Annotated in this window: 23 protein-coding genes and 1 pseudogene; 16 read left to right on the top strand and 8 right to left on the bottom strand. The window is 48.7% G+C overall.

What is annotated here, in order from left to right; all coding sequences use genetic code 11:
- Window positions 1-32: 32 nt before the first annotated feature.
- The 5 genes from BST96_RS09530 to BST96_RS09550 all read left to right on the top strand — a co-directional run bounded on the left by BST96_RS09530 (window position 33) and on the right by BST96_RS09550 (window position 5,079).
- A complete protein-coding gene (locus tag BST96_RS09530) occupies window positions 33-2,129 on the top strand; it encodes a TonB-dependent receptor (protein WP_085758488.1) in 2,097 nt (698 codons plus the stop codon).
- A gap of 246 nt (window positions 2,130-2,375) precedes the next feature.
- Window positions 2,376-2,630 (top strand): YkoF family thiamine/hydroxymethylpyrimidine-binding protein, encoded by a 255-nt coding sequence (locus BST96_RS09535; RefSeq protein WP_085758489.1) that lies wholly within the window; start codon window positions 2,376-2,378, stop codon window positions 2,628-2,630.
- Window positions 2,623-3,255 carry a nicotinamide riboside transporter PnuC gene (gene pnuC, locus BST96_RS09540; protein ID WP_085758490.1) on the top strand — a complete coding sequence of 211 codons (633 nt, stop codon included), beginning with the start codon at window positions 2,623-2,625 and terminating at the stop codon, window positions 3,253-3,255. The genes BST96_RS09535 and pnuC overlap by 8 nt, the downstream gene beginning before the upstream one ends.
- The gene (locus tag BST96_RS09545) at window positions 3,248-4,147 is read left to right on the top strand and encodes a choline/ethanolamine kinase family protein (RefSeq protein WP_085758491.1); all 900 of its coding nucleotides are present in this window, start codon (window positions 3,248-3,250) and stop codon (window positions 4,145-4,147) included. The genes pnuC and BST96_RS09545 overlap by 8 nt, the downstream gene beginning before the upstream one ends.
- Window positions 4,147-5,079, top strand: a complete 933-nt coding sequence (locus tag BST96_RS09550; protein WP_085758492.1) for a VanZ family protein — start codon at window positions 4,147-4,149, stop codon at window positions 5,077-5,079. Before BST96_RS09545 ends, BST96_RS09550 begins: the two co-directional genes overlap by 1 nt.
- On the opposite strand, the gene BST96_RS21370 is transcribed toward BST96_RS09550, so the two are convergent.
- The 6 genes from BST96_RS21370 to rsgA form a co-directional block, all read right to left on the bottom strand.
- Entirely contained in the window at window positions 5,062-5,259 is a 198-nt protein-coding gene (locus tag BST96_RS21370) for a hypothetical protein (protein WP_338043308.1), read from the bottom strand. The genes BST96_RS09550 and BST96_RS21370 overlap by 18 nt on opposite strands.
- Before the next feature lie 274 nt (window positions 5,260-5,533).
- A complete protein-coding gene (locus BST96_RS21375; RefSeq protein ID WP_338043309.1) occupies window positions 5,534-5,830 on the bottom strand; it encodes a hypothetical protein in 297 nt (98 codons plus the stop codon).
- Between the two features lie 6 nt (window positions 5,831-5,836).
- Complete coding sequence (gene asd, locus BST96_RS09560) at window positions 5,837-6,688, bottom strand: archaetidylserine decarboxylase (RefSeq protein ID WP_085758493.1); 852 nt, start codon at window positions 6,686-6,688, stop codon at window positions 5,837-5,839.
- Between the two features lie 17 nt (window positions 6,689-6,705).
- Entirely contained in the window at window positions 6,706-7,530 is an 825-nt protein-coding gene (locus tag BST96_RS09565) for a sulfurtransferase (protein WP_338043310.1), read from the bottom strand.
- 137 nt (window positions 7,531-7,667) lie between these two features.
- Window positions 7,668-9,203 carry an HDOD domain-containing protein gene (locus tag BST96_RS09570; RefSeq protein ID WP_085758495.1) on the bottom strand — a complete coding sequence of 512 codons (1,536 nt, stop codon included), beginning with the start codon at window positions 9,201-9,203 and terminating at the stop codon, window positions 7,668-7,670.
- A complete protein-coding gene (gene rsgA / locus BST96_RS09575; RefSeq protein ID WP_085758496.1) occupies window positions 9,200-10,222 on the bottom strand; it encodes a small ribosomal subunit biogenesis GTPase RsgA in 1,023 nt (340 codons plus the stop codon). Before rsgA ends, BST96_RS09570 begins: the two co-directional genes overlap by 4 nt.
- 115 nt (window positions 10,223-10,337) lie before the next feature.
- Here rsgA and orn point away from each other — a divergent pair, with 115 nt between their 5' ends.
- Window positions 10,338-10,895: an oligoribonuclease gene (orn, locus tag BST96_RS09580; protein WP_085758497.1), complete on the top strand. Its 558-nt coding sequence runs from the start codon at window positions 10,338-10,340 to the stop codon at window positions 10,893-10,895.
- On the opposite strand, the gene BST96_RS09585 is transcribed toward orn, so the two are convergent.
- Complete coding sequence (locus BST96_RS09585; protein WP_085758498.1) at window positions 10,892-12,649, bottom strand: acetate/propionate family kinase; 1,758 nt, start codon at window positions 12,647-12,649, stop codon at window positions 10,892-10,894. The genes orn and BST96_RS09585 overlap by 4 nt on opposite strands.
- A 129-nt stretch (window positions 12,650-12,778) precedes the next feature.
- Window positions 12,779-13,864 (bottom strand): tRNA epoxyqueuosine(34) reductase QueG, encoded by a 1,086-nt coding sequence (queG, locus tag BST96_RS09590; protein ID WP_085758499.1) that lies wholly within the window; start codon window positions 13,862-13,864, stop codon window positions 12,779-12,781.
- Window positions 13,865-14,171: 307 nt separating this feature from the next.
- Between queG and BST96_RS09595 the strand changes: the two genes are divergently transcribed.
- From BST96_RS09595 to hflC, 10 genes and pseudogenes are all read left to right on the top strand, one after another.
- Window positions 14,172-15,689 (top strand): NAD(P)H-hydrate dehydratase, encoded by a 1,518-nt coding sequence (locus BST96_RS09595; RefSeq protein WP_206045431.1) that lies wholly within the window; start codon window positions 14,172-14,174, stop codon window positions 15,687-15,689.
- A gap of 45 nt (window positions 15,690-15,734) precedes the next feature.
- Window positions 15,735-16,162: pseudogene (gene tsaE, locus BST96_RS09600) on the top strand (tRNA (adenosine(37)-N6)-threonylcarbamoyltransferase complex ATPase subunit type 1 TsaE).
- 59 nt (window positions 16,163-16,221) lie between these two features.
- A complete protein-coding gene (locus BST96_RS09605; protein WP_085758500.1) occupies window positions 16,222-17,562 on the top strand; it encodes an N-acetylmuramoyl-L-alanine amidase in 1,341 nt (446 codons plus the stop codon).
- 9 nt (window positions 17,563-17,571) lie between these two features.
- A complete protein-coding gene (gene mutL, locus BST96_RS09610; protein WP_085758501.1) occupies window positions 17,572-19,410 on the top strand; it encodes a DNA mismatch repair endonuclease MutL in 1,839 nt (612 codons plus the stop codon).
- A 942-nt stretch (window positions 19,411-20,352) separates the two neighbouring features.
- Window positions 20,353-21,966, top strand: a complete 1,614-nt coding sequence (locus tag BST96_RS09615) for a GGDEF domain-containing protein (protein WP_085758502.1) — start codon at window positions 20,353-20,355, stop codon at window positions 21,964-21,966.
- A 9-nt stretch (window positions 21,967-21,975) separates the two neighbouring features.
- The gene (gene miaA / locus BST96_RS09620) at window positions 21,976-23,001 is read left to right on the top strand and encodes a tRNA (adenosine(37)-N6)-dimethylallyltransferase MiaA (protein WP_085758503.1); all 1,026 of its coding nucleotides are present in this window, start codon (window positions 21,976-21,978) and stop codon (window positions 22,999-23,001) included.
- Between the two features lie 173 nt (window positions 23,002-23,174).
- Window positions 23,175-23,414 (top strand): RNA chaperone Hfq, encoded by a 240-nt coding sequence (hfq, locus tag BST96_RS09625; protein ID WP_085758504.1) that lies wholly within the window; start codon window positions 23,175-23,177, stop codon window positions 23,412-23,414.
- A 32-nt stretch (window positions 23,415-23,446) separates the two neighbouring features.
- The gene (gene hflX / locus BST96_RS09630) at window positions 23,447-24,745 is read left to right on the top strand and encodes a ribosome rescue GTPase HflX (protein ID WP_085758505.1); all 1,299 of its coding nucleotides are present in this window, start codon (window positions 23,447-23,449) and stop codon (window positions 24,743-24,745) included.
- Window positions 24,746-24,864: 119 nt separating this feature from the next.
- On the top strand, window positions 24,865-26,028 hold the full coding sequence (gene hflK, locus BST96_RS09635) for an FtsH protease activity modulator HflK (protein WP_085758506.1): 1,164 nt from the start codon (window positions 24,865-24,867) through the stop codon (window positions 26,026-26,028).
- Window positions 26,028-26,900, top strand: coding sequence for a protease modulator HflC (gene hflC, locus BST96_RS09640; RefSeq protein WP_085758507.1), 873 nt, complete (start codon window positions 26,028-26,030; stop codon window positions 26,898-26,900). The genes hflK and hflC overlap by 1 nt, the downstream gene beginning before the upstream one ends.
- Window positions 26,901-26,933: the final 33 nt, after the last annotated feature.

Raw genomic sequence — 26,933 nt, forward strand, 5'->3', positions numbered from 1 at the left:
CTTTCATTTTTTATGAGTACGAGAGAGAACCTATGAAAAACCTGTTTAAACCCAGTGCCATTAGTTTGGCCGTCTTAGTCAGTGCCAGCGCTTCCCATGCTGCCCAAACTATTGAAGAAGTCACCGTAACCTCCGACTTCCGCCCCAGCCAGCTGCAAACGATTCCTGCCAGCCTTACGGTCATGACAGAAGAAGTCATTCAGGCCCGCGCTGCCCAGCATATTGAAGATATTATTAACCTTGCCCCCAATGTTAATTACGCCAGCGGTTCTTCGCGCGCGCGTTATTTTCAAATTCGCGGTATTGGCGAGCGCAGCCAGTTTGCCCAGCCAATTAATCCTTCGGTGGGTTTTTTAATCGATGAAATCGACTTTAGCGGTGTTGGTACTGCAGCGACCATGTTTGATGTTGCCCAGGTTGAAGTACTGCGCGGCCCACAGGGTACTCGCTATGGTGCTAACGCTTTGGCGGGTTTGATTAATGTACGCACCAAAGCCCCCACCGAAGAGTTGGAAGCCTCAATAGAAGCCACTGCGGCCGATTATGATACTTATAGCCTGGCAGCAGCGGTAAGTGGCCCGCTGGTTAAAGATACATTGTTAGGTCGTATTGCCGTGCAGCGCTATGAGTCCGATGGCTTTATCGACAATACTTTTCTGAATAAAGATGACACCAATAACCGTGATGAAGATACGGTACGTGCCAAGCTGCGTTGGTTGGCCAGTGACGATGTCACTGTTGATATGACGGCTCTCTATGTGGATATCGATAATGGCTACGATGCCTTCTCTTTAGATAATGACCGTAAAACCCGCTCTGATGAGCCAGGTCAGGATACCCAGCGTACCGCGGCCTTAGGCGTCGAACTGGATTGGAGTGTTAGTGATGCTATGCGCCTTGAAGCTCTTGCCTCTTACGCAGAATCAGACCTTGAATATAACTACGATGAAGACTGGACCTATGTTGGTTTTACTGATGATATCTGTCAGCCAGATTGGTCTTTCTGTGAATATAGCTCTACCGATAGCTATGACCGCGATAGAGATAACTACAGTGTTGAGCTGCGCTTATTATCGGATGAAGCGGGCAAAATTCTCAATGGCAGCACTGACTGGGTTGTTGGTATTTACCACACGGCCAAAGACGAAGATTTATTCCGTGAGTCAACGTATAGCGGCACCTTAAATAGCGCCTATGAAACTGAAAATATCGCTGTTTATGGTCAGCTGGATATTGCCCTAAGCGACAAGCTAACCCTGATTACCGGTTTGCGTTTTGAGCAGTGGGAAGCGGATTATGCTGACTCTACTGATCTGGTGATCGATACCGATGAAGATTTATGGGGCGGTAAAATCGCTTTGGATTACCAGATGAATGACCAGCACTTAGTCTATGGTAGTTTCTCTCGCGGTTATAAAGCCGGTGGCGTTAACACCGATGGTAGCCTGCCAGATAATCAGCGCTCTTTTGATACCGAGTTTTTGTGGAATCTGGAAGGTGGTGTTAAATCCTTATGGTTAGACAATACCTTAAGTAGCCGCATTGCGGTTTTTTATGCGCAACGAGAAGACCAGCAGGTTAAAGGTTCCTTTGAAGTGCCTCGTATCCCCGGCCCTGGCAGTGACTTTATCGACTATGTGGATAACGCCGGTGAAGGTGAAAACTACGGTGTTGAAGCTGAGTTAGATTGGCAGTTTAGTGAGCAGCTACAACTATTCGCCAATGTCGGTATTCTGGAAACAGAGATTGATGAATATATTACGCCTGATGGCGAAGATAAAAGTGGCCGTGATCAGGCCCATGCACCTAACTATCAGTTTGCTATCGGTGGTGAGTATGCCTTTAACCAACATTGGTATATTCGTGGTGAGGTAGAAGGTAAAGATAAGTTTTACTTCTCTGATCGCCATGATGAACAGTCTGATGCTTATGAGCTGTTAAATGCCCGTATTGGCTATCGTGCTGATAACTGGTCAGTCGCGCTTTGGGGTCGTAACCTGTTAGATGAAGATTATCAAAACCGTGGCTTTGGCTTTGCCAATGACCCGCGCGATGATTATTCAACAGGTGGTTACTACCAGTTAGGCGAGCCGCGTATGGTCGGTGCTACACTGAACTGGAACTTGTAAGGGCGCGGTGGATTGCAATCCACCCTACAGTAATGCGTAGGGTGGATTAAAATCCACCAAAGTTAATACAGTAATACGCAGGGTGGATTAAAATCCACCAAAGTTAATACAGTAATACGCAGGGTAGATTAAAATCCACCAAAGTTAATACAGTAATACGTAGGGTGGATTAAAATCCACCAAAGTTAATACAGTAATACGTAGGGTGGATTAAAATCCACCAAACCACCCCAAAGGAGAATTGTCATGAAGCTTTCTGTAGAAGTCAGCATGTACCCTTTAAAGGATACATATATCCCAGTTATAAAAGGCTTTATTGACCGTGTTAATACCCACGAGGGACTAAAAGTTATCACCAACACCATGAGCACCCAAATCTTTGGTGATTACGACCTGGTGATGGATGTGATGAAAGAAGAAATGCGCCGCTCTTATGAGGAACATGGCCGCGCTATTTTTGTCTGCAAATTTATCGATAGTGATTTAAGCCCTAATGACTAACGATGAAATCAGTGCCGGTATAAACGCCGCCTGGCAAGCCATGTCAGGTTTGGAAGTGATTGCCGTTATTCTGGCGCTGGCTTATTTATTACTGGCAATGAAAGAGCGCATTGAATGCTGGTACGCAGCCCTTGCCAGTACCCTGATTTATACCTACCTGTTCTGGGATGTTAATTTGCTAATGGAATCTGCCTTGCAGATTTACTATTTGGCTATGGCGGTTTATGGCTGGTGGCAATGGCGTAATATGCAGCAGCAAGATAACTCTGCCCACATCCAAACCTGGTCCTTAAAGCAGCATAGTATGGCCATCGGCAGTGTGGCGATACTGGCTTTATGTTCGGGTTATCTATTATCAGAAAATACCTCAGCCGCCTGGCCCTATATCGACTCCTTTACCACCTGGGGTGCAGTGGTCACCACCTATATGGTTACCCGTAAAGTATTGGAAAACTGGTTATATTGGATAGTAGTGGATGGCGTGTCGATTTTTCTTTATATTGATAGAGAGTTATATCTGACCGCAATTTTATTTGTGTTGTATGTTGTTATAGTGATTTGCGGATTTTTCCAGTGGCTACCACGCTACCGGCAACAACAAGCATTAACACAGGCGAATGTCTGAACTAACGGCAAGCATCAATCTCCCCGGCGCCCCTGAAATCGACAAGGTTTTACAGGATTGGCGCAGCTGGTGTAATCACCAGCCCACCCTTGAAAGACCTTTACACGGCGGCTTAACTAATAAAACCTATCTGGTGGAATCGCTGGGGCAGCGTTATGTGGTGCGTATTAATGCGGCCAATAGTCGTGCTTTGGATTTACGGCGTGATATTGAGTCCAGGGCATTAATGTTTGCAGCAGATGCGGGTATTGGTGCAGAGCTGGTTTATTTTGACCCTTATGAATGCTATTTGGTGACCCGCTATCTTGATGCTAAACCATGGACTGTGACAGAGTCGCAAGCGCCAGAGGGTATTCAATTACTGGCTAGCTTACTCAAGACTATCCATCGGCTAGAGTCTGTCGACTATCTATTAGATATTAATGTAAAAGCTAACAACTATTGGAAAACGATTCCTGCTGATAGCGAAATGGCCAATGCTATAGAGCCATTAAAAGTATCGATACAACACCATATAGACCTCGCCAGGAAAAAAAATAAACAGCCTGTGCTCTGCCATAATGATTTAATGGCGGGCAATCTGATGCAGAGTAAAGAGCAGGCGCTCTATGCGCTTGATTGGGAGTATGCAGCCATGGGTGACCCCTATTTTGATTTGGCGGTAGTGGTGCAAGGGCATAATCTCAACGAATCAGAATCTTTGCAGTTGCTGGAATATTATCTGGATGCCAACCCCGATAAGCAGGCATTAAGTCGCCTCTATAGTAATCGGGTTATTTATTGTTATCTATCAGTGCTTTGGTATGCCGTAAAGTATCATAGCGCCGATGATAAGGTTACTTTAGAAAATTGTCAGCAGGAGCTTGATGCGCTGCGGCAGTTGCTGGCCTGATGAAGTTATCCAATCAGCTTTTACCTCTGGCGCTACTGCTGATCCTTCCATGGTTTTTTTGGGGTGGCCCCGGCTATTATGATTTTCGCTCCTATAAGTTTTTATGGAACTTCGGCCATATCATATTTTTCGCGCTATTAAGCTTCTGGTTATTAAAGCGACTTTCCGAGCGCTCAGGCGTGCTACAAATCAGTTTGGTTATTTTAGTCACCGCCATACTGGGTATAGCGATTGAATGGATTCAAAACGGGATTGGTCGGCAACTCGATCTCTATGATCTGGGGAGAAATTTTCTGGGTGCAGCTATTGCTTTGTGCTGGTGGTCACCGTTAATTCAAACAAGTCAGCGTTCCTTATTATGGATAAGCCGCACTATTGCAATAGGCTTAGTGCTTTCACAGCTGCTTATTTTATCCAGCATTATATTGGATGAATGGCGGGTTAACCGCGGCCAGCCGGTACTTTCGCAGTTTGATACTAGTTTAGAGATAAGCCGCTGGAAAACAAACGATAAAGCGGTATTAGTCAGCTCGCCAGTAAAAGAGGGGCAGTACGCTCTGCAAGTTAAGTTGGGTACGGAGCAGTATTCAGGGGTGTCGCTGGATTATTTTTTCCGCGACTGGCGTGATTACCAAGCGCTAAGGCTATCCATATTTAACCCTGATGATAGTGAACTGGCCATAGTGATTCGTATTAATGATCAGCGACATCTTCAAGCTGAACAAGCTTATAGTGACCGTTTTAATCGCAATATTATATTGCAGCCAGGTTGGAACTCGGTTGTATTTAGTGTCGACGTTATTGAGGATGAGCCAGAAGGTAGGGCAATGGATATAACGGCAATAGAATCTATAGGCATTTTTACGGTAGCGCTGTCTGAGCCAAAAATACTCACTATTGATTCGGTCCGCTTGCTAAAAACTTCGCCATAAACCAAAGGCACTTAAGCTAAACAAAATAATGCCAAGACCACGGTAAAATAATTTGGGGTCGGCCTCTAACATTTTGTCATGAACTCTAAGGCCAATAATATGGCCAATACCCGCCGCTGGTAGCAGCCATAGATGATGAATAAGTTGCAGGTCGATACCCACATAGATAAACGCTGCCATTTTTATTGAAACCAACACAAACCACAGCACAAAAAGGCTGTCTCTTAATTGGTAACGATTAATATGGTTGGCCAATACCGCAATAATCAGCGGGGCGCCAATAAGGGAGGTACCACTAATATAGCCCCCAGCATTAAAAAAATCACATCAAGAAATTTACTTTTACTGCTAAAGGCCTTATTAAAAATATAAGTGGTAGAGTAAACCGCTACGATCAAAAAGATAATGCCGCTAAGAATCTCTGGCGCCAGAGTTACCAGACCAAAGACACCAATCATCTTGGGGATAATAATAATGCCAAAGGCATAGCGTAAATATTTCCAATTGATCGTGCTTTCGGCAGGGTTATCGCTGGCACTGGTTTTTTATGGTTTTGTATAACGGTCAGTGCAGAGAAAAATAATAAATGCACAGAGATTAATGGTAGCCAGATTAAAGGATCATTGACGATCATTAATAGAAACGGCAATGAAAACACCGCGCCACCAAAACCCAAGCCGGAACGAACCACGCCGCTCCAGATAAAGATAATGGCAATCAGGCCATACTGGTACCAAAGAAGATCATACATTGGGTATTAGTCAACGGTGCCAAACAGTTCGCCCATAACGGTGGGAGTACCTGCTTCCAGGTCGTCGCGCCACTGCGCCGCATCCGGTCCAAATAAAACAATAGCGGTAGAACCCAATTTAAAGCGGCCCATTTCTTCGCCTTTTTCCAATGTAATCGCTTCTTGTTTGGCGAGATAGTTCTGGGTGCGGATTTCCCGTTTAATCGGCGCTACTTGCCCAGCCCAAACGGTTTCAATACCTGCAACAATCATGGCGCCTACAAGAATTACCGCCATAGGGCCAGCGTCGGTTTCAAAAATACAGACAGCCCGTTCATTGCGAGAAAATAAGCGAGGGACATTTTCAGCGGTAGTGGTATTTACCGAAAATAAATCACCCGGCACATAGGTCATGCTTTTTAGCTTGCCGGTTAAGGGCATATGAACGCGGTGATAATCTCTGGGTGATAAATAAACCGTAGCAAATTTACCGCCTTGAAAAGGCGCAGCTATATCGGCGTCGCCACCTATCAACTCTTCCAGTGTATAGCTCTGCCCTTTGGCTTGAAAAATTCTGCCGTTTTCAATATCCCCTAACTGGCTAATAGCACCATCGGCGGGGCAGGCAATGCCTTTTTCTTCTGTGGTAATAGGGCGTGCGTCCTCGACCAGTTCGCGGGTAAAGAAGGCATTAAAGTTTTTATAGTTAAGCGGTTCCGGGTCGGCGGCTTCATCCATATTGACGTTATAGCGGCCAATAAACCATTGGATGAAATTATTTTTTACCCAGGGCCATTCGCACTCCGCCACCATACCTGCGGCGCGGGATAATATATGCTGCGGAACAAGATATTGAAAAATAATAAATAAAACATTCATGCTGAATAATTCCGTAATTAATCGTTGGCGATCGGTGTGTCTTCGCGGTTGCCCCATTCTGACCATGAGCCGTGGTAGCCCTTGATATTGGGGTAGCCCAATATCTTCATCGCCAGATAGCTTAAACCTGAGCGATGGTGGGTCTGGCAGTGGGTAACAATCTGTTTATCCTTGCTCAGGCCCAGAGCATCCAGACGCTGTTGCAGTTGCTCAAGATTGACCAGTCTCATATTGCGATCGCGGTCCATCAGTTCCAGCCAATCAATATTGACCGCACCGGGAATATGACCGCCGCGTTTGGTCAGCACTTTACTACCATTGTGTTCGCCGGCCGAGCGTGCATCCCAGATAGCAAAATTGTCAGTACCCAGGTTGGGAATAATATCTTCAACCTCGGCGATAGGCGCTGGATGAATCGTCACCTGGTAATCGCTAGCTTGTGCTGTATTGATTGAGGTTTGTATCGGATGGTCTTCGTTAACCCACGCGGCCAGGCCACCATTCAGATAGGAATAGTTTTTATGGCCAAGTACATCCAGCGTCCAGATTAAGCGGCCAGCCCAGCCGCCGCCTTCATCATCATAGGCAATCACATGTTTATCATCGCTTAGGCCGACTCGGGAAAACATCTCGGTCAGTTGCTCAACGCTGGGTAGTTGGCCAGGGTAAGGTGGTGTGCCGCACTGTAGGGCCTTTGGCTCAATATGGATAGCGCCGGGGATATGGTGCTTGGCGTGGTTTTCGGCGCTGCTGGTATCCAGAATTAATAGCTTATGCTCGTCTGTGGCTAGTAGCTTGGTAAGTTGTTCAGCTTCCATTAATAGCGGTAGTGAGGTGGACATGATAAATCTCTATTTTAGGGCCCGGAATTAGCGGTGCAGTGTACACCATTACGTAACCCCAGCGAAGGCTATACGTAGGGTGGATTGCAATCCACCGGTTTTATGCGGTGAGGGTTGGTGGATTATAATCCACCCTACTATTGTTGGGCTAGTAGGCAGCGGCTTACTGCGCTGCATAGTTGTTTGAAAAACGAATACTGCTCATCGCTGATAGGGCGATTGGTTTTGCCGCGATCAGCGTAGATAATCGCCATGGGTTTTTTACCTGCAAAAATCGACATCATTAACAACTGGTCTACGGCGCAGGCCTGTTTAAAGTCGCCGGGTAGCAGCGGCCATATTTTTGTGTAGTTATCTTTATGCAGGCGAACACTGACGGGTTTTTGTAGTAGTTTATTAAACAGGTCACCTTGTTGCAGCGTATGCCGATAATTTTTTAACCCCGGGCTATCTTCGGCGCCTCTGCTGTAATAGGTGCGTAGCTCTTTGCTTTTGATATCTAACAAGCTAGCGCTGGCGCGCTCCAGTTTGATGTCGCTGCAAAGACTGTTGACCGCAAAGTTCATCACGTCGTGAATATTGTCAAAGCTTTCTGGTTGCTGTTGAAGTCGCTCTATGGTGTTAACAAAGCTTGAGGGCGCACCTTCTAATAATGCGGCGGAGGGCAAAGGTGATGGTAGCTGCTTTTTTGCGGGCTTACTAACGGTCTGGCTATCGGTCGTTGCGTTCAGTTTGTCAGTTTTTCGGTATTGGCTTAGCAGTTGTTTGGCAGGGTGCAGTGTGTGTTTATTATTTTTAAGGCTGCTAGCCTGCTGGTGAATCAGGGCAGTGATGCTATCCAGCGGTTTATTGCTGGCAGAGGCAAGTATTTTTTGCAGGCGAACACTCTGCCGGGATTGCCAGTTCCATTCGGCATGGTCTGCAAGACGGTTGGCCAGCGCAATTAAAAAGGCCGGGTGACTCAGTGTTTTTTGTAAATCCGGATAATTATCCAAAGCCAGATGTGATTTTTCTGGAATCATTCGGCTTAGCAATACCCATTGATACGTATTACCGGTGATAGCGGGTTGCCAGCTTTGCTGTGTCAAGGTGGGTAAATACCAGTCCTGGCTTAGGCCTTCTGACAGCTGTTGTAATGTTGTGCCAAAGATTTTTTCTTCAGCCCGACGCTGCTGTACACCGTTATGATCTATACGCTCGTTCTGTAGCTGCTGCATCTGCTCACCGGCTTGATACCACAAGCTCCAGATAACGGCCTGATTAAAGAGTGTGGCCCAATAGAGGGAGTCCTGCTGCCAGTGTGCGTTAAGGCTTGACCAGCAGCTTGCCTGATGGGCGGCATGCAGGCTAACAGTTAGCTGCTGGCGGTACTGTGCTAAAAATGGAAACGTTTTTTTATCGTAGATAGCGGCATCGCTAATCACGCTTTCTACTTTTGGAAAGCCTAATAAACTCATGGCATGAGGCAGGTCATAGGTTTCATTGCCAGAGCGTGACAGGGTTTTGTTGGCGGTGCAGAGTAATATCAAGCATAAAGCGGGGTCGGCGTGTACTACATCGGCAATAGCCTGCGCATTGGCAACACCGGACTTTAAGGTTTGCAGGGCTGACTTTTTTACCGCTGGATCAACCGGTAATTTTAGCTGGCGTAATTCGGCCCGCCAGTCCTTCATAGCATCTCCAGAGAATTGGCGATAGATTCAAAACTGGCCAACCTGCGTTCGGAAATTTTTCCTGCTTCCAGAGCGGCCAATAATTCGCAGCCCGGTTCCGATTGATGTTTGCAGTCGCGGAATTTACAGCCTCCAAGATAGGGGCGAAATTCCAAAAAACCATCCAGTACTTGTTCCCGTTCCATATGCCAAAGACCAAATTCACGAATCCCCGGTGAGTCCACCAAATCACCACCGTCGGGAAAGTGAAACAGTTTTGCGGTGGTGGTGGTGTGTGTTCCTTTGGCGTGGGCTTTGGATAATTCGCCCACTTTAATATCGACGCCGGGTAGCAGTGCATTAATTAGTGAAGATTTACCCACACCGGATTGCCCGACAAAAACACTGGTGCGGTCTTTAAGTACGGCTTTTAACTCAGCGAGTCCATCCATGGTTTGAGTGGAAGCATTTAAAACGCGATAGCCAATCTCGGGATAGACCGACAATAGCTCATCAATTTGAGCGCGGTTTTTATCATCGATTAAATCGACTTTATTCAGCAAGATCAGCGGTTCTATATCGACAGACTCCGCCGCCACCAAATAGCGGTCAATTAGATTGGCGTGGGGTTCTGGTAATGGTGCAATCACAATGACGATATAGTCGATATTGGCAGCAACTGGCCGCAGCTGGCCATGCATATCCGGGCGTGAGAGTTCACTTTCTCTGGGTTGGTTGGCCACAATAACGCCGGTCGGCTTGCCCGCTCGCCAGATAACCCGGTCGCCGGTAACTAAGGTGTCTAAATTAGCCCGTAGATGGCAGCGAAAAATCTGGCCAGCATCATTCCCCTGCTGGCATTCCACATCTACCTGGCTGCCATAATGGGCAATGACTAAGCCTTCCTGCTCATCTCCCAATTCCCCTTCGGTTAATTGCTGGTCAACAAAGCCCGCCTTTTTACTGGCTCGCTCGGTGCGTTCATCCTGAATTTTCTTGACCCGCCAGGCTTGGCGCCGGGTGAGTTTACGCTTCGACATTGCACATATATCAATTATCTATAGGATTTGTGCGCCTATTATTAAGAGAAGCTGGCAATTTTGCTACACTTACCTTTTATTTAGCCCGATATTCGGGTGTTTACTGGGATTTTTCATGTCTGACGCTATTGATAACAATAACCTTAACCTGATCTGGATCGACCTTGAGATGACAGGGCTTGAGCCTGATGTCGATCATATTATTGAAATCGCCACCATTGTTACGGATTCAGACCTTAACACTATCGCTGAGGGGCCGGTATTTGCGATTCACCAGAGTGATGACATTCTGGCCGGTATGGATGAATGGAATACGACTCACCATGGCCGTTCCGGCTTAACTCAGCGGGTTCAGGAAAGTACGACTAGCGTGGCTGAAGCGGAAGCCAAGACCATTGAATTTTTACGTCAGCATGTGCCTGAAGGGGCTTCGCCTATTTGTGGCAATACCATTGGTCAGGATCGCCGGTTTTTAGTGAAGTATATGCCGGAGCTTGAGCGCTATTTCCACTACCGCAACCTGGATGTCAGTACCCTGAAAGAATTAATGCGCCGTTGGCGCCCTGATTTAATGGGCGGTATTAGCAAGCAGGGTGCGCACTTGGCGCTGGATGATATTCGCGAGTCGATTGAAGAATTAAAATACTACCGCGAGGTATTTTTGAAAGTTTAGGAGGTTTTCAGGTTTCGCAAAGAAGCCGTACGCCCTTCAATATCGGTGTAGACCAACGACCCTTGGCTGCTGCGGTCCAGCTCCGCAGCATTGGCTTCGTCGGTATCGATATGCATTTCCAGCCGGTAGCCGTGGCTTACCCTGACTAAGACATCGCAAAACACCAAATCCCTTGGGCCACCGGTGATGGCCACTTCCACTTCATCTTTATCTTCAACGCCAAAGCGCTCTGCATCATCCGGGTGCATATGAATATGGCGGCGGGCGCAAATTAAGCCTTCATTGAGCCTGACACTTCCTACTGGTCCTTCCAGCGTAATGGGGGCAGAGCCTTTAACCCGGCCAGAGTCTCTGACCGGTGCGTCCACGCCGAGTAGATATTCATCGGTGCGGGAGACTTCGATTTGATTTTTATTACGCAGCGGGCCTAACAGGCGCACCCCTTCAATACGGTTTCTGGGCCCTACTAGTGTGACTTTCTCTTTGCAGGCAAACTGCCCCGGTTGGGATAGGTCGGCATGGTGGGTCGGTTCAGCCTTATCTCCAAACAGGGCGGCAAAGGTTTCTTTATCCAGATGCAGATGTCTTGCGCTGACCGCGATAGGGATATGGAGGTCAACTTGCAGACGTGATTGCTGCGCTATCAAATGGGCGGTTTGCCGGGCGATCATTAATTCTTCGTTGGTTTTAATGACCAGTGCCGGCACCCGTGAGTTGGGCGTGCTGATTACGGTGACTTTATCGGTATGGTTTACACGGGCATCCTGGTTATTGTCCTCATCGACCTGTAGCCCCAAAAATTCCAGGCGTTGAAGAATACGCTGGCGCATGCTGGCGCTATTCTCACCGATACCGCCGGTAAGAATCACGGCATCAAGCCCGCCCATTGTCGCCGCATAGGCACCGATATATTTTTTTACCCGATGGGCAAAGACTGCAATACTAAGGCGGGCCTTATCGTGACCTGCGGCGGCTTCAGTTTCGATTTCCCGCAGATCGCCACTTAAACCTGAAAGACCTTTAAGGCCACTTTGGCGGTTAAGCAAGTCGTCCAGTTCATCAACGCCTGCCACTTCATCACGCAGCAGCTTAAAGATAATCCCCGCACCGATATCACCGGAACGTGAGCCCATTACCAAACCTTCCAGCGGCGTCATACCCATACTGGTTTCCGTTGAGCTGCCCATTTCTATCGCACAGGCGCTGGCACCATTGCCTAAATGCAGCGTAATCAAGCGCAGCTCATTGATGGGGCGATTAAGGTGGCGCGCGGCTTCCTGAGCTACAAACTGGTGTGAGGTGCCATGAAAACCATAGCGACGAATACGGTGTTTTTCGGCCAGCTCGGTATCAATGGCATAGTGACTGGACCGGCGCGGCAGAGTGCTATGAAAAGCGGTATCAAACACCGCCACATGGGGTAAATCGGGCATAGCGGTTTGCGCGGCTTGAATACCTGCCAGAGCAGGGGGATTGTGCAGCGGTGCCAACGGTACCCACTGTTGGATTTGCGCAATTACCTCCGAGTCGATTATCACCGCATCGCGAAAGCTATCACCGCCATGCACGACTCGGTGGCCAACAGCATCAATGGTTTCATCTTGAGTTTGCTCGAGTAGCTGGCCTATTGCGGTGGCGTGGTCGGTTTGGGCACCCAGCTCAATCAGGCCCTGAGCAAGGGGGTTATCCTGTTTGGGGTTGATTAGCTGATATTTAACGCTCGATGAACCGCAGTTAATAACCAGAATATTCATACTTAAGACCAGGTTCTATTTGTTAGGGGGATAAGATTAACTCATATTGTAGAGGGCTTGCCATAAGATCAGGCTTTATGCGGTTTTCACCTCAGTAAAGCGGGGCCTATTATCAATATTGAGCATTGCCTAATTATGCTGTGCTAAAGCCCACTGGCTATGCTCACGAACCAGGGCTGAGCTGTGTTGGGACTTTTCCTTTAAAGCAGCAACAACGGTATCGGAGCTGCTGGCATTGCCCAATGCTACCGCAATATTCCTTAACCAGCATTCATAACCAATCCGCCGAATAGCGGAGCCTTCTGTGCGCCGCAAAAACTCTTCTTCTGTCCATTGAAATAATTCGACCAACTCCGCCGCTTGAAGATTATTGCGGGGCTGAAAGTCCGTCTCCTGCGTATGCTCGGAAAACTTATTCCAAGGGCAGACTAACTGGCAGTCATCACAGCCATAAATCCGATTGCCCATTAAAGGCCTTAGTTCTTCAGGAATACTCTCCCTAAGCTCAATAGTAAGATAAGAAATACAACGGCGTGCATCAACCTGATTGGGAGCAACAATCGCTCCGGTAGGGCAGTCATCAAGACAGGCGGTGCAGCTGCCGCAGTGCATGGTTTCCTGTGGTGGGTCCAATGGCAGGGGCAGGTCGGTATAAATTTCTCCAAGAAAAAACCATGAGCCGGCTTTGGGATTAATTAACATGGTGTTTTTGCCAATCCAGCCAAGCCCGGCTTTTTCTGCCAGCGCTCTTTCTAACACCGGGGCGCTATCGACAAAGGCGCGATGATTATGCTGCCCGGCGACAGCAGAAATTTTTTGTGCCAACGTCGCCAAGCGTTTGCGCATTAACTTATGGTAATCACGGCCCAGAGCATAGCGGGAAATATAGGCTTTATTCGCATCGGCTAAAACCTCCTCCATACTGTCGGTATCGGGCAGGTAATCCATGCGTGCGCTTAATACTCTTAAGGTGCCGGGTAAAAGCTGCTCCGGCCGGGAGCGCTTCTCACCGTGGCTGGCCATATAATCCATATCACCATGGAAGTTTTTTTCCAGCCAACTTTGCAAATGCTGCCGGGGTTGGTCGAGGTTAATATCGCTAATGCCAATCTGTTGAAAGCCCAATTCACGGCCCCACGCCCGGATATCTTCCATTAGTGATAAAAGATCAATGTTTGAGATAGCCTCAGGGCTGTTATCTTTGTGATTGGTCATCGTAGTTAGCGGTGGCTTCAATTATAATTGCAGTTAAGCGCGCAATCTCGGCATAGTTCTGTCATTCCCGCACAGGCGTTTTAAGCCAATAAGAGGTTTCAAGACTAAGCATAGTAGGGTGGATTATAATCCACCAAGCCCAGCCCTTAGCTGTAATAACCGGTGGATTATAATCCACCCTACGTTTAGGGGGTATGGGCGCAGGTGGGTATAACGTTAGCCTGCGTCAATGACCGGCTTATAGATAGCTAGTGTGACAGATTCGCAGCACAACCGATAACATCAGAGCACGATTAGAGTGATTTTAATGGATAGAACCATTGCCAATAATAATTTGCCCACACGTTTATACCGTGCAAAACAGGTTCGTGAGCTGGATCGGGTGGCTATTGAAGAACAGGGTATACCCGGTTTTACTCTGATGCGCCGCGCCGCCAAGGCCGCCTTTACGATCCTGTTAGCCCAATACCCCGAGCCAGAAAAACTCACCATCTTTTGCGGTACAGGCAATAACGGTGGCGATGGCTATGCCATGGCCAGTCTGGCCCGCCAGCGTGGCCTGGAAGTAGCACTTATCCAGTGCGGCGATGCGGGCAAAATCTCCGGCGATGCTCTTCAAGCCAGACAGCATGCCTTGCAAGATGGTGTTGAAGTCACTGATTTTTCAGCAGATCTGGTAATAGAGCAGGGCGTGATTATCGATGCCCTTTTGGGCACTGGCTTAAGCGGTGATGTACGCGGTGTTTCAGCCGAAGCGATAGGCCTAATCAATAGCCTTGATCTACCTGTGCTGGCCGTCGATATTCCTTCAGGCCTATGCAGCGATGCCGGCCGGGTACTCGGCAATGCGTTATATGCAGACCATACCGTTAGTTTTATTGGGCTTAAGCAGGGGCTTTTGACCGGGGCCGGACCGGATTATACTGGAGCTCTGCATTTTCATGATTTATCGGTACCGGAAACCGTTTTTCAACAGGTAGCCAGCAGCAGTGAGCGTTTAGACCTGCCACAGTTATTAGCGCAGCTACCTGCCAGACAAGCCTCTGCCCATAAAGGACATTTTGGGCATGTGATGGTCACCGGCGGCGATTCGGGTATGGCCGGCGCTGCGGCAATGGCGTCGCAGGCGGCCTGCCGAGTCGGCGCCGGACTTATCTCTTGCGCTACCCGCCCGGAACATATTCCCGCGATTATTGCCCGTTCTCCTGAAGTAATGGCCCATGGTGTTATCTCTGGTCAGGAAATTGAACCCTTATTAGCCGCTGCATCCGTGGTGGTAGTCGGCCCCGGTTTGGGGCAGGGTGCCTGGGGCGAACAATTACTGCAAAAAGTCGCCGAACTGACCGTGCCTCTAGTGGTTGATGCCGATGCTCTGAATCTTCTGGCCGCAGGCCGGGTGATAAAAAACCGCCAGCGTGATAACTGGATTCTTACCCCACACCCCGGTGAAGCCGCCCGTCTATTAGGTTGCTCAACCGCTGAAGTACAACAGGACCGCTTTGCCGCCGCCGCCGAACTGCAACGCCGTTATGGTGGGGCCGTGATTTTAAAAGGGGCGGGTACCCTCGTTGCCGATGACGAAAATAGTCAGGTTGGCCTCTGCCCTTATGGCAATCCCGGTATGGCCACTGGCGGTATGGGGGATGTGTTAAGTGGTGTATTGGGTGCCTTACTGGCCCAGGGGTTTAGCCCAGCCCAAGCCGCCAGGCTTGGAGTTTGTCTTCATGCTACTGCCGGTGATCGTGCAGCAGTGCAAGGCCAGCGGGGAATGATGGCCACCGACTTACTACCGCATTTGCGTACACTGATTAATCAACTGGCTTAACGACCAATGACCTCTATCTCACAACAATTAATCGGTGAAGAGGCTATGGTGGCCTTTGGTGCGGCGTTAGGTAAAGCCTGCCAGCAGCAAAAAGTGGTGATTTTTCTTGAGGGTGATCTGGGTATGGGCAAAACCACCTTAAGCCGGGGGTGCTGCAATCCTTTGGTCATCAAGGGGCTGTAAAGAGTCCAACCTATACGCTGGTGGAACCCTATGAGTTTGACGGTGCCCAAGTCTACCACTTCGACTTATACCGTTTAGGTGACCCGGAAGAATTGGAATATATGGGTATTCGCGATTATTTTGCCGACGATAAAACCCTCTGTTTAGTCGAGTGGGCAGAAAAGGGTGCAATGTTTTTGCCCACAGCGGATTTAGTCGTTAGGATAAAGCTTATAACAGGGGGTAGAGACGTCAGCATTAGCGCCAATACCCCCACTGGCGAAGGCGTTTTAAGCCAACTCCAGCTATAATGAACCTTATATTGTTTGTGCAATCCGTTAACAGGCAATAAAGGAAGACCCTAAGAGTGATGTTGTTAGATCGTTTATTTAATTCCGGCCTGCGTTTGGTGCAGCTTCTATTACTGGTGCTTGTCAGCCAGGTCTTTTTGTCCTCTAGTGTTTTTGCCGCCACCGTAAAAGATGTGCGTGTATGGCGCGCGCCGGACCATACCCGGGTAGTGCTGGATTTATCCTCGCCAACCAGCCATAAAATTATGCAGCTGGCCAACCCTGATCGTATTGTTATCGATATCAATAATGCTTCCTTAAAAGCTGATCTCAATAGTCTGGAGTTACCGGATAGCCCTGTCTCCAGAGTGCGCAGCGCCGTTAAAGGCAAACATGATTTGCGGGTAGTGCTTGATGTGAATAGCAAGGTAAAACCCCGCAGCTTTTTGCTCAAAGCCAATAAGCAGCTGGGCGACCGCTTAGTGGTTGACCTTTACGATAAGAAAAAAACCAGCCAAGTCGTCAAACATATTGATGACAATAAAAAGCGCGATATTGTGATTGCCATCGATGCCGGGCACGGTGGCGAAGACCCGGGAGCCAGTGGCCCTAATCGCCTGCGAGAAAAGCATGTGGTCTTAGCGATTGCCAAAGAACTTAATTATTTACTGAAAAAAGAAAAAGGCTATAAACCGGTGATGATAAGAACCGGCGATTATTATGTTGGCCTAAAAACCCGTCGCGGTTTAGCGCGTAAAGCTCAGGCCGATTTGATGGTGTCGATTCATGCGGATGCCTTTAGCGACCCGCGGGCCCATGGTACTTCGGTCTATGCCCTGTCACGCCGTGGAGCGACCAGTGCGATGGCGCAGGCCTTGGCCGACGATGCCAATAACTCGGATTTAGTGGGTGGCGTAAGCCTCAGTGATAAAGATGATGTGCTTGCCGGTGTATTGGCCGATTTATCGATGGGGGCAAGTCTGGATATCAGTACCCAATTGGGTAAAGGTGTGATTGGTGAGATGGGAAAAATTTCCCGCTTGCATAGCCGCAAAGTCGAACTGGCCAATTTCTCTGTGTTACGCTCCGCTGATGTGCCATCGATTTTGGTAGAGACCGGATTTATTTCCAACCCGGGTGAAGAGAAAAAACTCAAAACCAAAGCCTACCAGCGGAAAATGTCCCGGGCGATTTATAATGGCATTGTTAAACATTTTTCCAATAGCCCACCACAGGACACCTATTTAGCCTGGAAAAAACGCCAGCGCGATAAAACCATTAACTATGTGGTAACCCGTGGCGATACCCTTTCTGGTATTGCCAAACGCTACCAGGTGTCTGTTAACTCCATCCGTCGAGAAAATGATCTGGCCTCCAGTGTTATCAAGGTAGGCCAGCGCATTGTTATCCCTTCTTCCTGATATCTTGTTATGTCGCAAATAAAACTGCTTAGCCCAAGACTGGCTAACCAAATTGCCGCTGGTGAAGTGGTAGAACGCCCTGCCTCGGTCATTAAAGAGCTGGTAGAAAATTCTATGGATGCGGGGGCTACCCGTATCGATGTGGATATTGAAGCTGGCGGCGTAAAGTTAATGCGCGTACGCGATAATGGTGGCGGTATCGAGCAGGAAGATATGCCTTTGGCCTTAAGCCGCCATGCCACCAGTAAAATTATTGAGCTGGAAGATTTGGAAAATGTCGGCACTTTAGGTTTTCGTGGTGAAGCCTTGGCGAGTATTAGTTCGGTATCGCGGCTAACCATGTTGTCCAATACCGAAGAAAAGGGTGCAGGCTGGAAAGCCCAGTCTGAAGGCCGGGATATGGACGTTGAAGTTAGCCCGGCGCCACATCCTAAAGGCACAACCGTAGAAGTGCGGGATTTATTTTTTAATACCCCGGCCCGAAGAAAATTTTTACGCACAGAGAAAACCGAATTTGGTCATTTGGAAGAAGTGATCAAGCGCCAGTCACTAAGTCGTTTTGATGTGGGTTTTTATTTAAACCATAACGGCAAAGCGATTCATGCTTTAAAACCTTGCAGTAGTCAATTAGAACGTGAGCGTCGAGTAGCTTCTGTTTGCGGCCCTGCTTTTATGCAGAATGCGTTACATATTGATACCGAAGCCGCAGGTTTGCGTTTGTGGGGCTGGGTAGCGCTGCCTACTTTTTCGCGTAGCCAGGGCGATTTGCAACACTTCTTTGTTAATGGCCGAGTGATTCGCGATAAGTTAGTTAGCCATGCGGTGCGCCAAGCCTACCGCGATGTGTTATTTCACGGTCGTCATCCGGCATTTGTTTTATATCTGGAATTAGACCCTGCCATTGTTGATGTCAATGTTCACCCCACTAAACACGAAGTGCGTTTTCGTGATGGCCGTACAGTACATGATTTTCTATTCCGCAGTTTGCACCGTCTATTAGCCGATGTGCGCCCGGAAGATCAGCTAGCACCAACCGTAATGAATACCGTACAAGCTCCGGCGACAGGTATTAGTGGTGGAGAGTTTCAACAGCAAGAAACCATTGCCCTGCGGCCTGCTGGGGGTGATCGCCCCACACCTCATCAAGTACAAGAGCAGCTCAGCAGTTATAGCTCCCTTTATAGTGGCGGGAAAACCAGCAGCAATGATCGCGGTACTATCCCTTCATCTCCCGCGCCAATGCCACCAGAACAGGACGGCGAAATCCCTCCCTTGGGTTATGCCCTTGCGCAACTCAAAGGTATTTATATTCTTGCAGAAAACGAGCAGGGTTTAGTGCTGGTTGATATGCACGCCGCCCATGAACGTATCACCTACGAGCGAATGAAAAACTCCCGCGAAGGCGAGGGCATCCAAACCCAACCATTGCTAGTACCCGAGTCAATTGCCGTTAGCCAGCGTGAAGCCGACTATGTCGATGAGCAGGCCGAAGTCTTTGCCAGTTTAGGTTTAGGCCTGGAACGAGCAGGCCCTGAGTCCATTATGATCCGCGAAGTCCCCATCATCCTGCAAAGCAGCGATGTGGAACAATTAGTCCGCGATGTCTTATCCGACCTAATCGAACACGGCAGCAGCGACCGCATTCAATCACATATCAATGAAATCCTCTCCACCATGGCCTGCCACGGCTCCGTCCGCGCTAATCGACGTTTAACGATTCCTGAAATGAATGCCTTGTTGCGCGATATGGAAGAAACTGAGCGCAGCGGCCAGTGCAACCATGGCCGTCCCACCTGGACACAAATGTCCCTTGATGAACTGGATAAACTCTTCCTCCGCGGCCAGTAGGGTGGATTACAATCCACCAAAGCCCTGTTCGGCGTGGTCAAAGCCGGTGGATTATAATCCACCCTACGGACTGAGTGCAGCGGTCAGTGCAATCACGGCCGTCCCGTCTGGACACAAATGTCCCTCGATGAACTGGATAAACTCTTCCTCCGCGGCCAGTAGGGTGGATTACAATCCACCAAAGCCCTGTTCGGCGTGGTCAAAGCCGGTGGATTATAATCCACTCTACGGACTGAGTGCAGTGGTCAGTGCAATCACGGCCGTCCCGTCTGGACACAAATGTCCCTCGATGAACTGGATAAACTCTTCCTCCGCGGCCAGTAGGGTGGATTACAATCCACCAAAGCCCTGTTCGGCGTGGTCAAAGCCGGTGGATTATAATCCACCCTACGGACTGAGTGCAGCGGTCAGTGCAATCACGGCCGTCCCGTCTGGACACAAATGTCCCTCGATGAACTGGATAAACTCTTCCTCCGCGGCCAGTAGGGTGGATTACAATCCACCAAAGCCCTGTTCGGCGTGGTCAAAGCCGGTGGATTATAATCCACCCTACGGACTGAGTGCAGTGGTCAGTGCAATCACGGCCGTCCCGTCTGGACACAAATGTCCCTCGATGAACTGGATAAACTCTTCCTCCTCGGCCAGTAGGGTGGATTACAATCCACCAAAGCCCTGTTCGGCGTGGTCAAAGCCGGTGGATTATAATCCACCCTACGGACTGAGTGCAGTGGTCAGTGCAACCACGGTCGCCCCATTTAGGCACAAATGTCATTAGACGAACTGGATAAGTTTTTTCTAAGGGGACTGTCGTCTAACTGTTTTGTTAAGTTAGCTTGAGTTGCGCTCTATTAGGGGCTTTAATGGTAGTAGCGCTTTGTTAAGGATAATAATAAATTGGATACTTCAGGTATAAGGTTACATCGCCAATGGAAGTGGCTATATATGGCTGGCATTCTAGTATTTGTCTGCCAGTTGTTCTCGCCTGTAGTTATGGCACAGAAAGACCAGCTTATTTCCTCCAAATTAGACCCCATTCGCTTCCAACTCCGCTGGCACCACCAATTCCAATTTGCTGGCTACTATGCCGCTAAAGAAAAAGGCTTTTACGAGCGGGCCGGTTTTGATGTCACTTTGGTAGCTGGTTCTCCAGAAGTAGAGCCCGTAACCGAAGTATTGGCTGGCAGAGCGCACTATGCCGAGGGTAATAGCGAGGTTTTATATTCGCGCTTAAAGGGTGAACCATTGGTAGCAATGGCGGTGATTTTTCAGCATAGCCCTTCGGTATTGCTTGCCTTAAAGTCATCCGGTATTGCAACGCCACAGGATTTGGTGGGTAAGCGGGTGATGAGTGTCGGTGGTCAGGGCGATGCGGTTTTTCTGGCGATGATGAATAAGCAGAAGGTGCCGGTTGAGCAGGTGGAAATTATTGGCAGTTCTTATCAGATTGATGATTTAGTGCAGGGTAAAACCGATGCCTTTAATTCTTATTTAACCAATGAGCCTTTTTATCTTGAACAGCAAGGGGTGCCTTATAATATTATTGCGCCTAAAGATTATGGGGTAGATTTTTATAGCGATATTTTATTTACCACCGAAGAAGAAGCTAACAATAATCCTGAGCGAGTGCGGCGTTTTAAAGAGGCGACCTTGCAGGGTTGGAAATATGCTTTTGCTAACCCCGAAGAAATTATTCAGATTATTCGCGAAAAATATAATGATACAAAAACACTGAATCATATGCGCTTTGAAGCCTTGTCGATTCAGGGTTTGATTATGCCGGACCTGGTTGAGATTGGTTATATTAATCAGGAGCGTTTTGAAGCGATGGCGCAGGTATTTTTACAGCAAGGGATGATTGATAACCTTGATGCGCTGGAAGGGTTTATTTTTGATGAGGAAGAGGGGGTCTCTGATGAAGTCTATTCTTTATTAATTGCTGCCTGTCTGTTTTTAGTCGCGGCTTTATTGGTGGCTATGGTATTGGCTTTATTTAATCACCGTTTACAAAATGAAATTCAGGAAAGAAAAACGGTAGAGACCAAGCTGATGCAATTAGCCGATACCGACGATCTAACGCAGTTGCTTAATCGCCGGGCTTTTACCAAACGCTATAATGATGAGTTAGTCCGGGCGCAGCGCTATGGGGATATTTTTAGTGTACTGCTGCTGGATTTGGATTTATTTAAAAAGGTCAATGACCGCTATGGTCATGAGGCCGGAGACAGGGTGTTAAAGGCGGTGGCGGATTTATTGCGGGAAGATACCCGTGAGAGTGATATTTGCGGTCGCTTTGGTGGTGAGGAATTTATTTTATTGCTGCCTAAAACACCGCTGGCGGAAGCTGTGGTGTATGCCGAGCGCCTATGCCAGCATTTTCGCCAATACCCTATTGGCTTGCGGGATGATAAATCGGTTACTATTACCGCCTCTATCGGGGTGGTGGAATGGAGCAAGGATGATGTCGATGAAGCCACGATATTAAAAGCGGATAAGGCGCTGTATAAAGCCAAGTCCGAAGGTCGCGACCAGGTCGCTATCTATAACGACAGTCTGTAACGAGCCATCATGACCAGCACCGCTTTGCCCCCTGCTATTTTTTTAATGGGCCCCACCGCTTCGGGTAAAACCGATTTGGCGATTGCGTTATGCCAGCATATATCCTGTGAAATTATCAGCGTCGACTCGGCGCTGATTTATCGCGATATGGATATTGGCTCGGCTAAACCCGATGCTGACGAGTTAGCACTGGCCCCTCATCGCTTAATTAATATTCTCGATGCCGCGGAGAGTTATTCCGCGGCGGATTTTCGCGCTGATGCTTTAAGGGAAATGGCGGAGATCACGGCAAGAGGCAATATCCCGCTGCTGGTGGGTGGCACTATGCTGTATTTTAAAGCGCTGATTGAAGGGATGGCGCAAATGCCTGAGGCGGACGCTGGTATTCGTGAACAGATTGAGCAGGATGCCGAGCAGTATGGCTGGCCCTATGTTCATGCTCAGCTAGCGGAGGTGGACCCAGAGTCCGCCGCCCGTATCCATCCCAATCACTCTCAGCGGATTGAGCGGGCTTTGGAAGTCTATCGGGCGTCGGGGGTGACGATGACGGAGCATCATCAGCACCATCAGATGGAGCAACAGCAGCCCGATTATCAGCAATCGATTTTGCCGTATCAGGTGGTTCAGCTGGCTATAGCACCGTTGGATAGAACGGTATTGCACCGCCGCATTGAAAAAAGATTTCACCTGATGCTGGAACAAGGCTTTGAACAGGAGGTCACAGCATTGCGCCAACGTGGTGACCTGCATTTGGACTTACCCTCCATGCGCGCCGTGGGCTATCGCCAGATGTGGCAGTACCTCGACGGCGAACTGGATCAGGCGGAAATGATTGAACGGGGCATTATTGCCACCCGTCAATTGGCCAAAAGGCAGTTCACCTGGTTAAACGGTTGGCAGGGTGTGCAGTGGCTGCATACAGATGAGCAGGGGATGTTGGTCAGCAGTGAACAAACAGCTGAGCTGGTAAGCGGCCTTGAAGGTCAGCCACCACTAGCATTGGCGTTGAAATATCTTAGCCCTTTGACTACCTAAGGCTATGATTTGGGCTATACTTGCCCTGCTAAAGATCTGAAAGCACTGATTTGCCGTATAGCTAGCGAAAGCTAATATCCTGTAATAAAAGCAAACGATTAGAAGCAACGATAAAAGTTAGGTCTCATTTATTATTATTTTTGGCCCCATTTGGGCTTTTAAGGAGAAATACCATGTCAAAAGGGCATACGTTACAAGACCCTTATTTGAATGTTCTAAGAAAAGAGCGGGTTCCCGTATCCATTTATCTGGTTAATGGCATCAAGCTGCAAGGGCAAATCGAGTCCTTTGATCAGTTTGTGGTGCTATTAAAAAATACTGTCAGCCAGATGGTTTATAAGCATGCTATCTCTACTGTGGTACCTTCGCGGGTAGTGCGTATGCCAATGCCAGACCAAGATGGCGATAGCTAATAACAGCAGGCAGCGCTATTTGAGGCTACACGTTGTTTTTTGAACGCCCTGATTCAGGTGAGCGAGCGGTTTTAGTTCACCTTGATCTTCGACACGAGTCTGAACGTGAAGATCCGCGGGAGTTTGAGGAGTTAGTCCTGTCAGCGGGTGCTGACCCCGTGGTATTAATTGGTGGCCAGCGCTCATCACCCAATCCCCGTTTTTTTGTAGGTTCTGGCAAGCTGGAAGAAATTCGCACGCAAGTCAGTTTGCAAGATGCCGAGATTGTTCTGTTTAACCATGCCTTATCCCCTAGCCAAGAGCGCAATTTAGAAGCCGAGCTTAAATGCCGGGTGCTGGATCGTACCGGTTTGATTCTCGATATCTTTGCCCAGCGCGCCCGCACCCATGAGGGTAAATTGCAGGTGGAGCTGGCTCAATTACAGCATATGTCGACGCGTCTGGTACGTGGCTGGACGCACCTTGAGCGGCAAAAGGGTGGGATTGGCTTAAGAGGGCCGGGTGAAACCCAGTTAGAGACCGACCGCCGTTTATTGCGGGCCAGAATCAAGTCGATTACCAAGCGTCTGGATAAAGTCCGGCGTCAGCGCGATCAGGGCAGAAGGGCCCGTAGCCGTGCTGAAATCCCCACCGTGTCTTTGGTGGGCTATACCAATGCTGGCAAATCTACCCTCTTTAATAGTATGACCGAATCCGAGGTCTATGCTGCCGACCAATTATTTGCCACACTGGATCCAACCCTTAGAAGGCTTTCAATTGCCGATTTTGGCCCCATAGTACTGGCTGATACGGTAGGTTTTATTCGGCATTTGCCTCACAAGCTGGTAGAGGCGTTTCGCGCCACCCTTGAAGAGGCGGCCCAGTCGGACCTGTTAGTCCATGTGATTGACTGCGCCGATGAAGAGCGCGCCGATAATATCGCCCAGGTTGAGATTGTGCTGAAGGAGATTGGCGCAGATAGCATCCCGCGGCTGGAAGTGTTTAATAAAATTGACCTATTAGAGGCTGAGCCACGTATTGATCGTGATCAGGATGGAATTCCCCGGCGGGTTTGGTTATCAGCCCAGCAGTCCAGAGGAATACCGCTATTAACCGAGGCTTTGGCTGAATGGCTGGGTGATGATCTGGTCCATGGTCGGTTGACTCTGGCAGCTGATCAAGGCCGTTTAAGGGCGGCTTTTTATGAGCAAAATGCGGTCGTTAACGAGAACTATAACGATCAGGGTTTGAGCGAACTGGAACTGCGCCTGCCCAAGTCGGACTTTTGCCGGATTGTCAGCGCCCAGGCTTTGGATCCTGAGTTGATGCTGGCAACCCTGGCTAAAGCCTAAACACACAACTAAAGGCGACGCAGGCTCTGGAAATTTGATAGACTGCACCGCAAACGGGTTAGCTGCCCATAGGGCGGCTGAATCCTCTAACTTTTTTTTCTCAGTAACGGGAGAGTGCAATGGCCTGGAATGAACCGGGTGGGGGCGATAATAAAGACCCCTGGAATAGCAACAACAATAACAATGGCAATGACGGCCCACCGGATTTGGATGAAGCCTTCAAGAAGCTGCAAGACAAGCTTAACGGCATGTTTGGTGGCGGCGGCTCCGGCAGCGGTGGTGGCTCCGGCAGTGCTGAGATCAGTGGCAGTTTTATTGTCCTGATCATTGGCATTATCGCGATTGTCTGGGGCGCGATGGGTATTTACCAGGTCGATGAAAAAGACCGTGCGGTGGTACTGCGCTTTGGTAAATATATGGATACCTTAGGCCCTGGCCTGCACTGGAATCCACCTTTGGTTGATAATAAGTTTATCGTTAATATCACGGAGGAACGTCAGTATCCTTCCCGCGGATTAATGCTGACCAAAGATGAGAATATTGTTGAGCTGCCCTTAACCGTGCAGTACAACATTGCTGACCCCAAGGCTTTTGTACTTAATGTAAAGAACCCTGAGTTGAGTTTGCAACAGGCCAGCGATAGTGCCTTGCGCCATGTTGTGGGTAGTAGCAAATTGGATGATGTTGTTTCTGTTGGTCGTGAGCAAATCGGTGTTGATGTGCAGGTACGCTTGCAAGAATATCTCGATAGCTATGGCACCGGTATTCAGGTGGTGAAGATCAATATTCAGGAAGCCAAGCCGCCGACTGAAGTGAAAGAAGCTTACGATGACGTTATCAAAGCCCGAGAAGATCAGGAGCGTTTGATTAACGAAGCCCAGGCTTACTCCAACGGAATTATCCCTGAGTCTCGCGGTAAAGCGCAGCGTATTATCGAAGAGGCCAATGGTTATAAAGCCAAGGTGATTGTAGAAGCGGAAGGTGAAGCCGCCCGTTTTGAAAACCTGCTAACCGAATATAAAAAAGCCCCGGAAGTTACCCGTGAGCGTTTATACCTTGATGCGGTTCAGGACGTAATGAGCAAAAGCTCTAAGGTGCTGGTGGATATCGAGGGCGGCAATAATATGATGTATTTGCCATTGGATAAGTTGGTTCAGCAGCGCACGACTGAAGAGGGTGTTGCACCGTCTATGTCGGGTATGAATATCAGCGATATCGCCGATGAAGTGATTAAAAAGTTGCGCCGTGAACAGTCGGCCAACCGCAGCCGGGGGACACGCTAATGAGTCGATTAATTCCTGTCGTTATTTTGCTGTTTTTAGCGGTGATTGTGGCTGATAGCAGCCTCTATGTGGTTAAAGAAACGGAGCGTGCGGTTAAATTGCGCTTTGGTCGTTTGATCGATACTGAAATCACACCTGGCTTGCATGTCAAAATGCCGCTGGCGGACGATGTGCGTAAGTTTGATGCCCGTGTTATGACTCTGGATGCGCAGCCTGAAAGCTTCCTGACGGTACAGAAAAAGCGCCTGATCGTAGATTCTTTTGCCAAGTGGCGTATTGCCGATGTGGACACTTACTATAAGGCCACAGGCGGTAATGAAGCCCAGGCAATGAACCGTTTGGCCAAGCGTGTTAACGATGGTCTGCGTAATGAGTTTGGTACGCGTACCTTGAATGAAGTGGTTTCCGGTGAACGTGACCTGCTGATGAAAGACATTAAAGATGGCTTGAATGAGCGCGTTAAAGAGTCACTGGGTGTTGAAGTGGTAGATGTGCGGGTTAAGCGTATTGATCTTCCCCCTGAGGTGAGCGACGCGGTATTCCGCCGGATGCAGGCTGAGCGGGAAAAAGAAGCGCGCGAACTGCGCTCCAAAGGTCTGGAAGAAGCTGAAAAGATCCGTTCTTCAGCCGAGCGTGAAAAGACCATTATTGAAGCGACTGCCTATAGTGAATCTGAGCTGCTCCGCGGTGAGGGCGATGCCCAGGCTGCTGCAACCTATGCTTCGGCCTATAGCAAAGACCCTGAGTTCTACGCCTTTGTGCGCAGCCTGAATGCCTATCGTTCCTCTTTTAAGGATAAGGGCGATATTATGCTGGTTGACCCGCAGAGTGATTTCTTTAAGTACCTGAATGACAGCAAGGCAGGGCGTTAGACCTCTCTATGCCTTATCAATCCCCGCTTAAGC

Source organism: Oceanicoccus sagamiensis (assembly GCF_002117105.1).
Lineage (GTDB): Bacteria > Pseudomonadota > Gammaproteobacteria > Pseudomonadales > Dasaniaceae > Oceanicoccus > Oceanicoccus sagamiensis.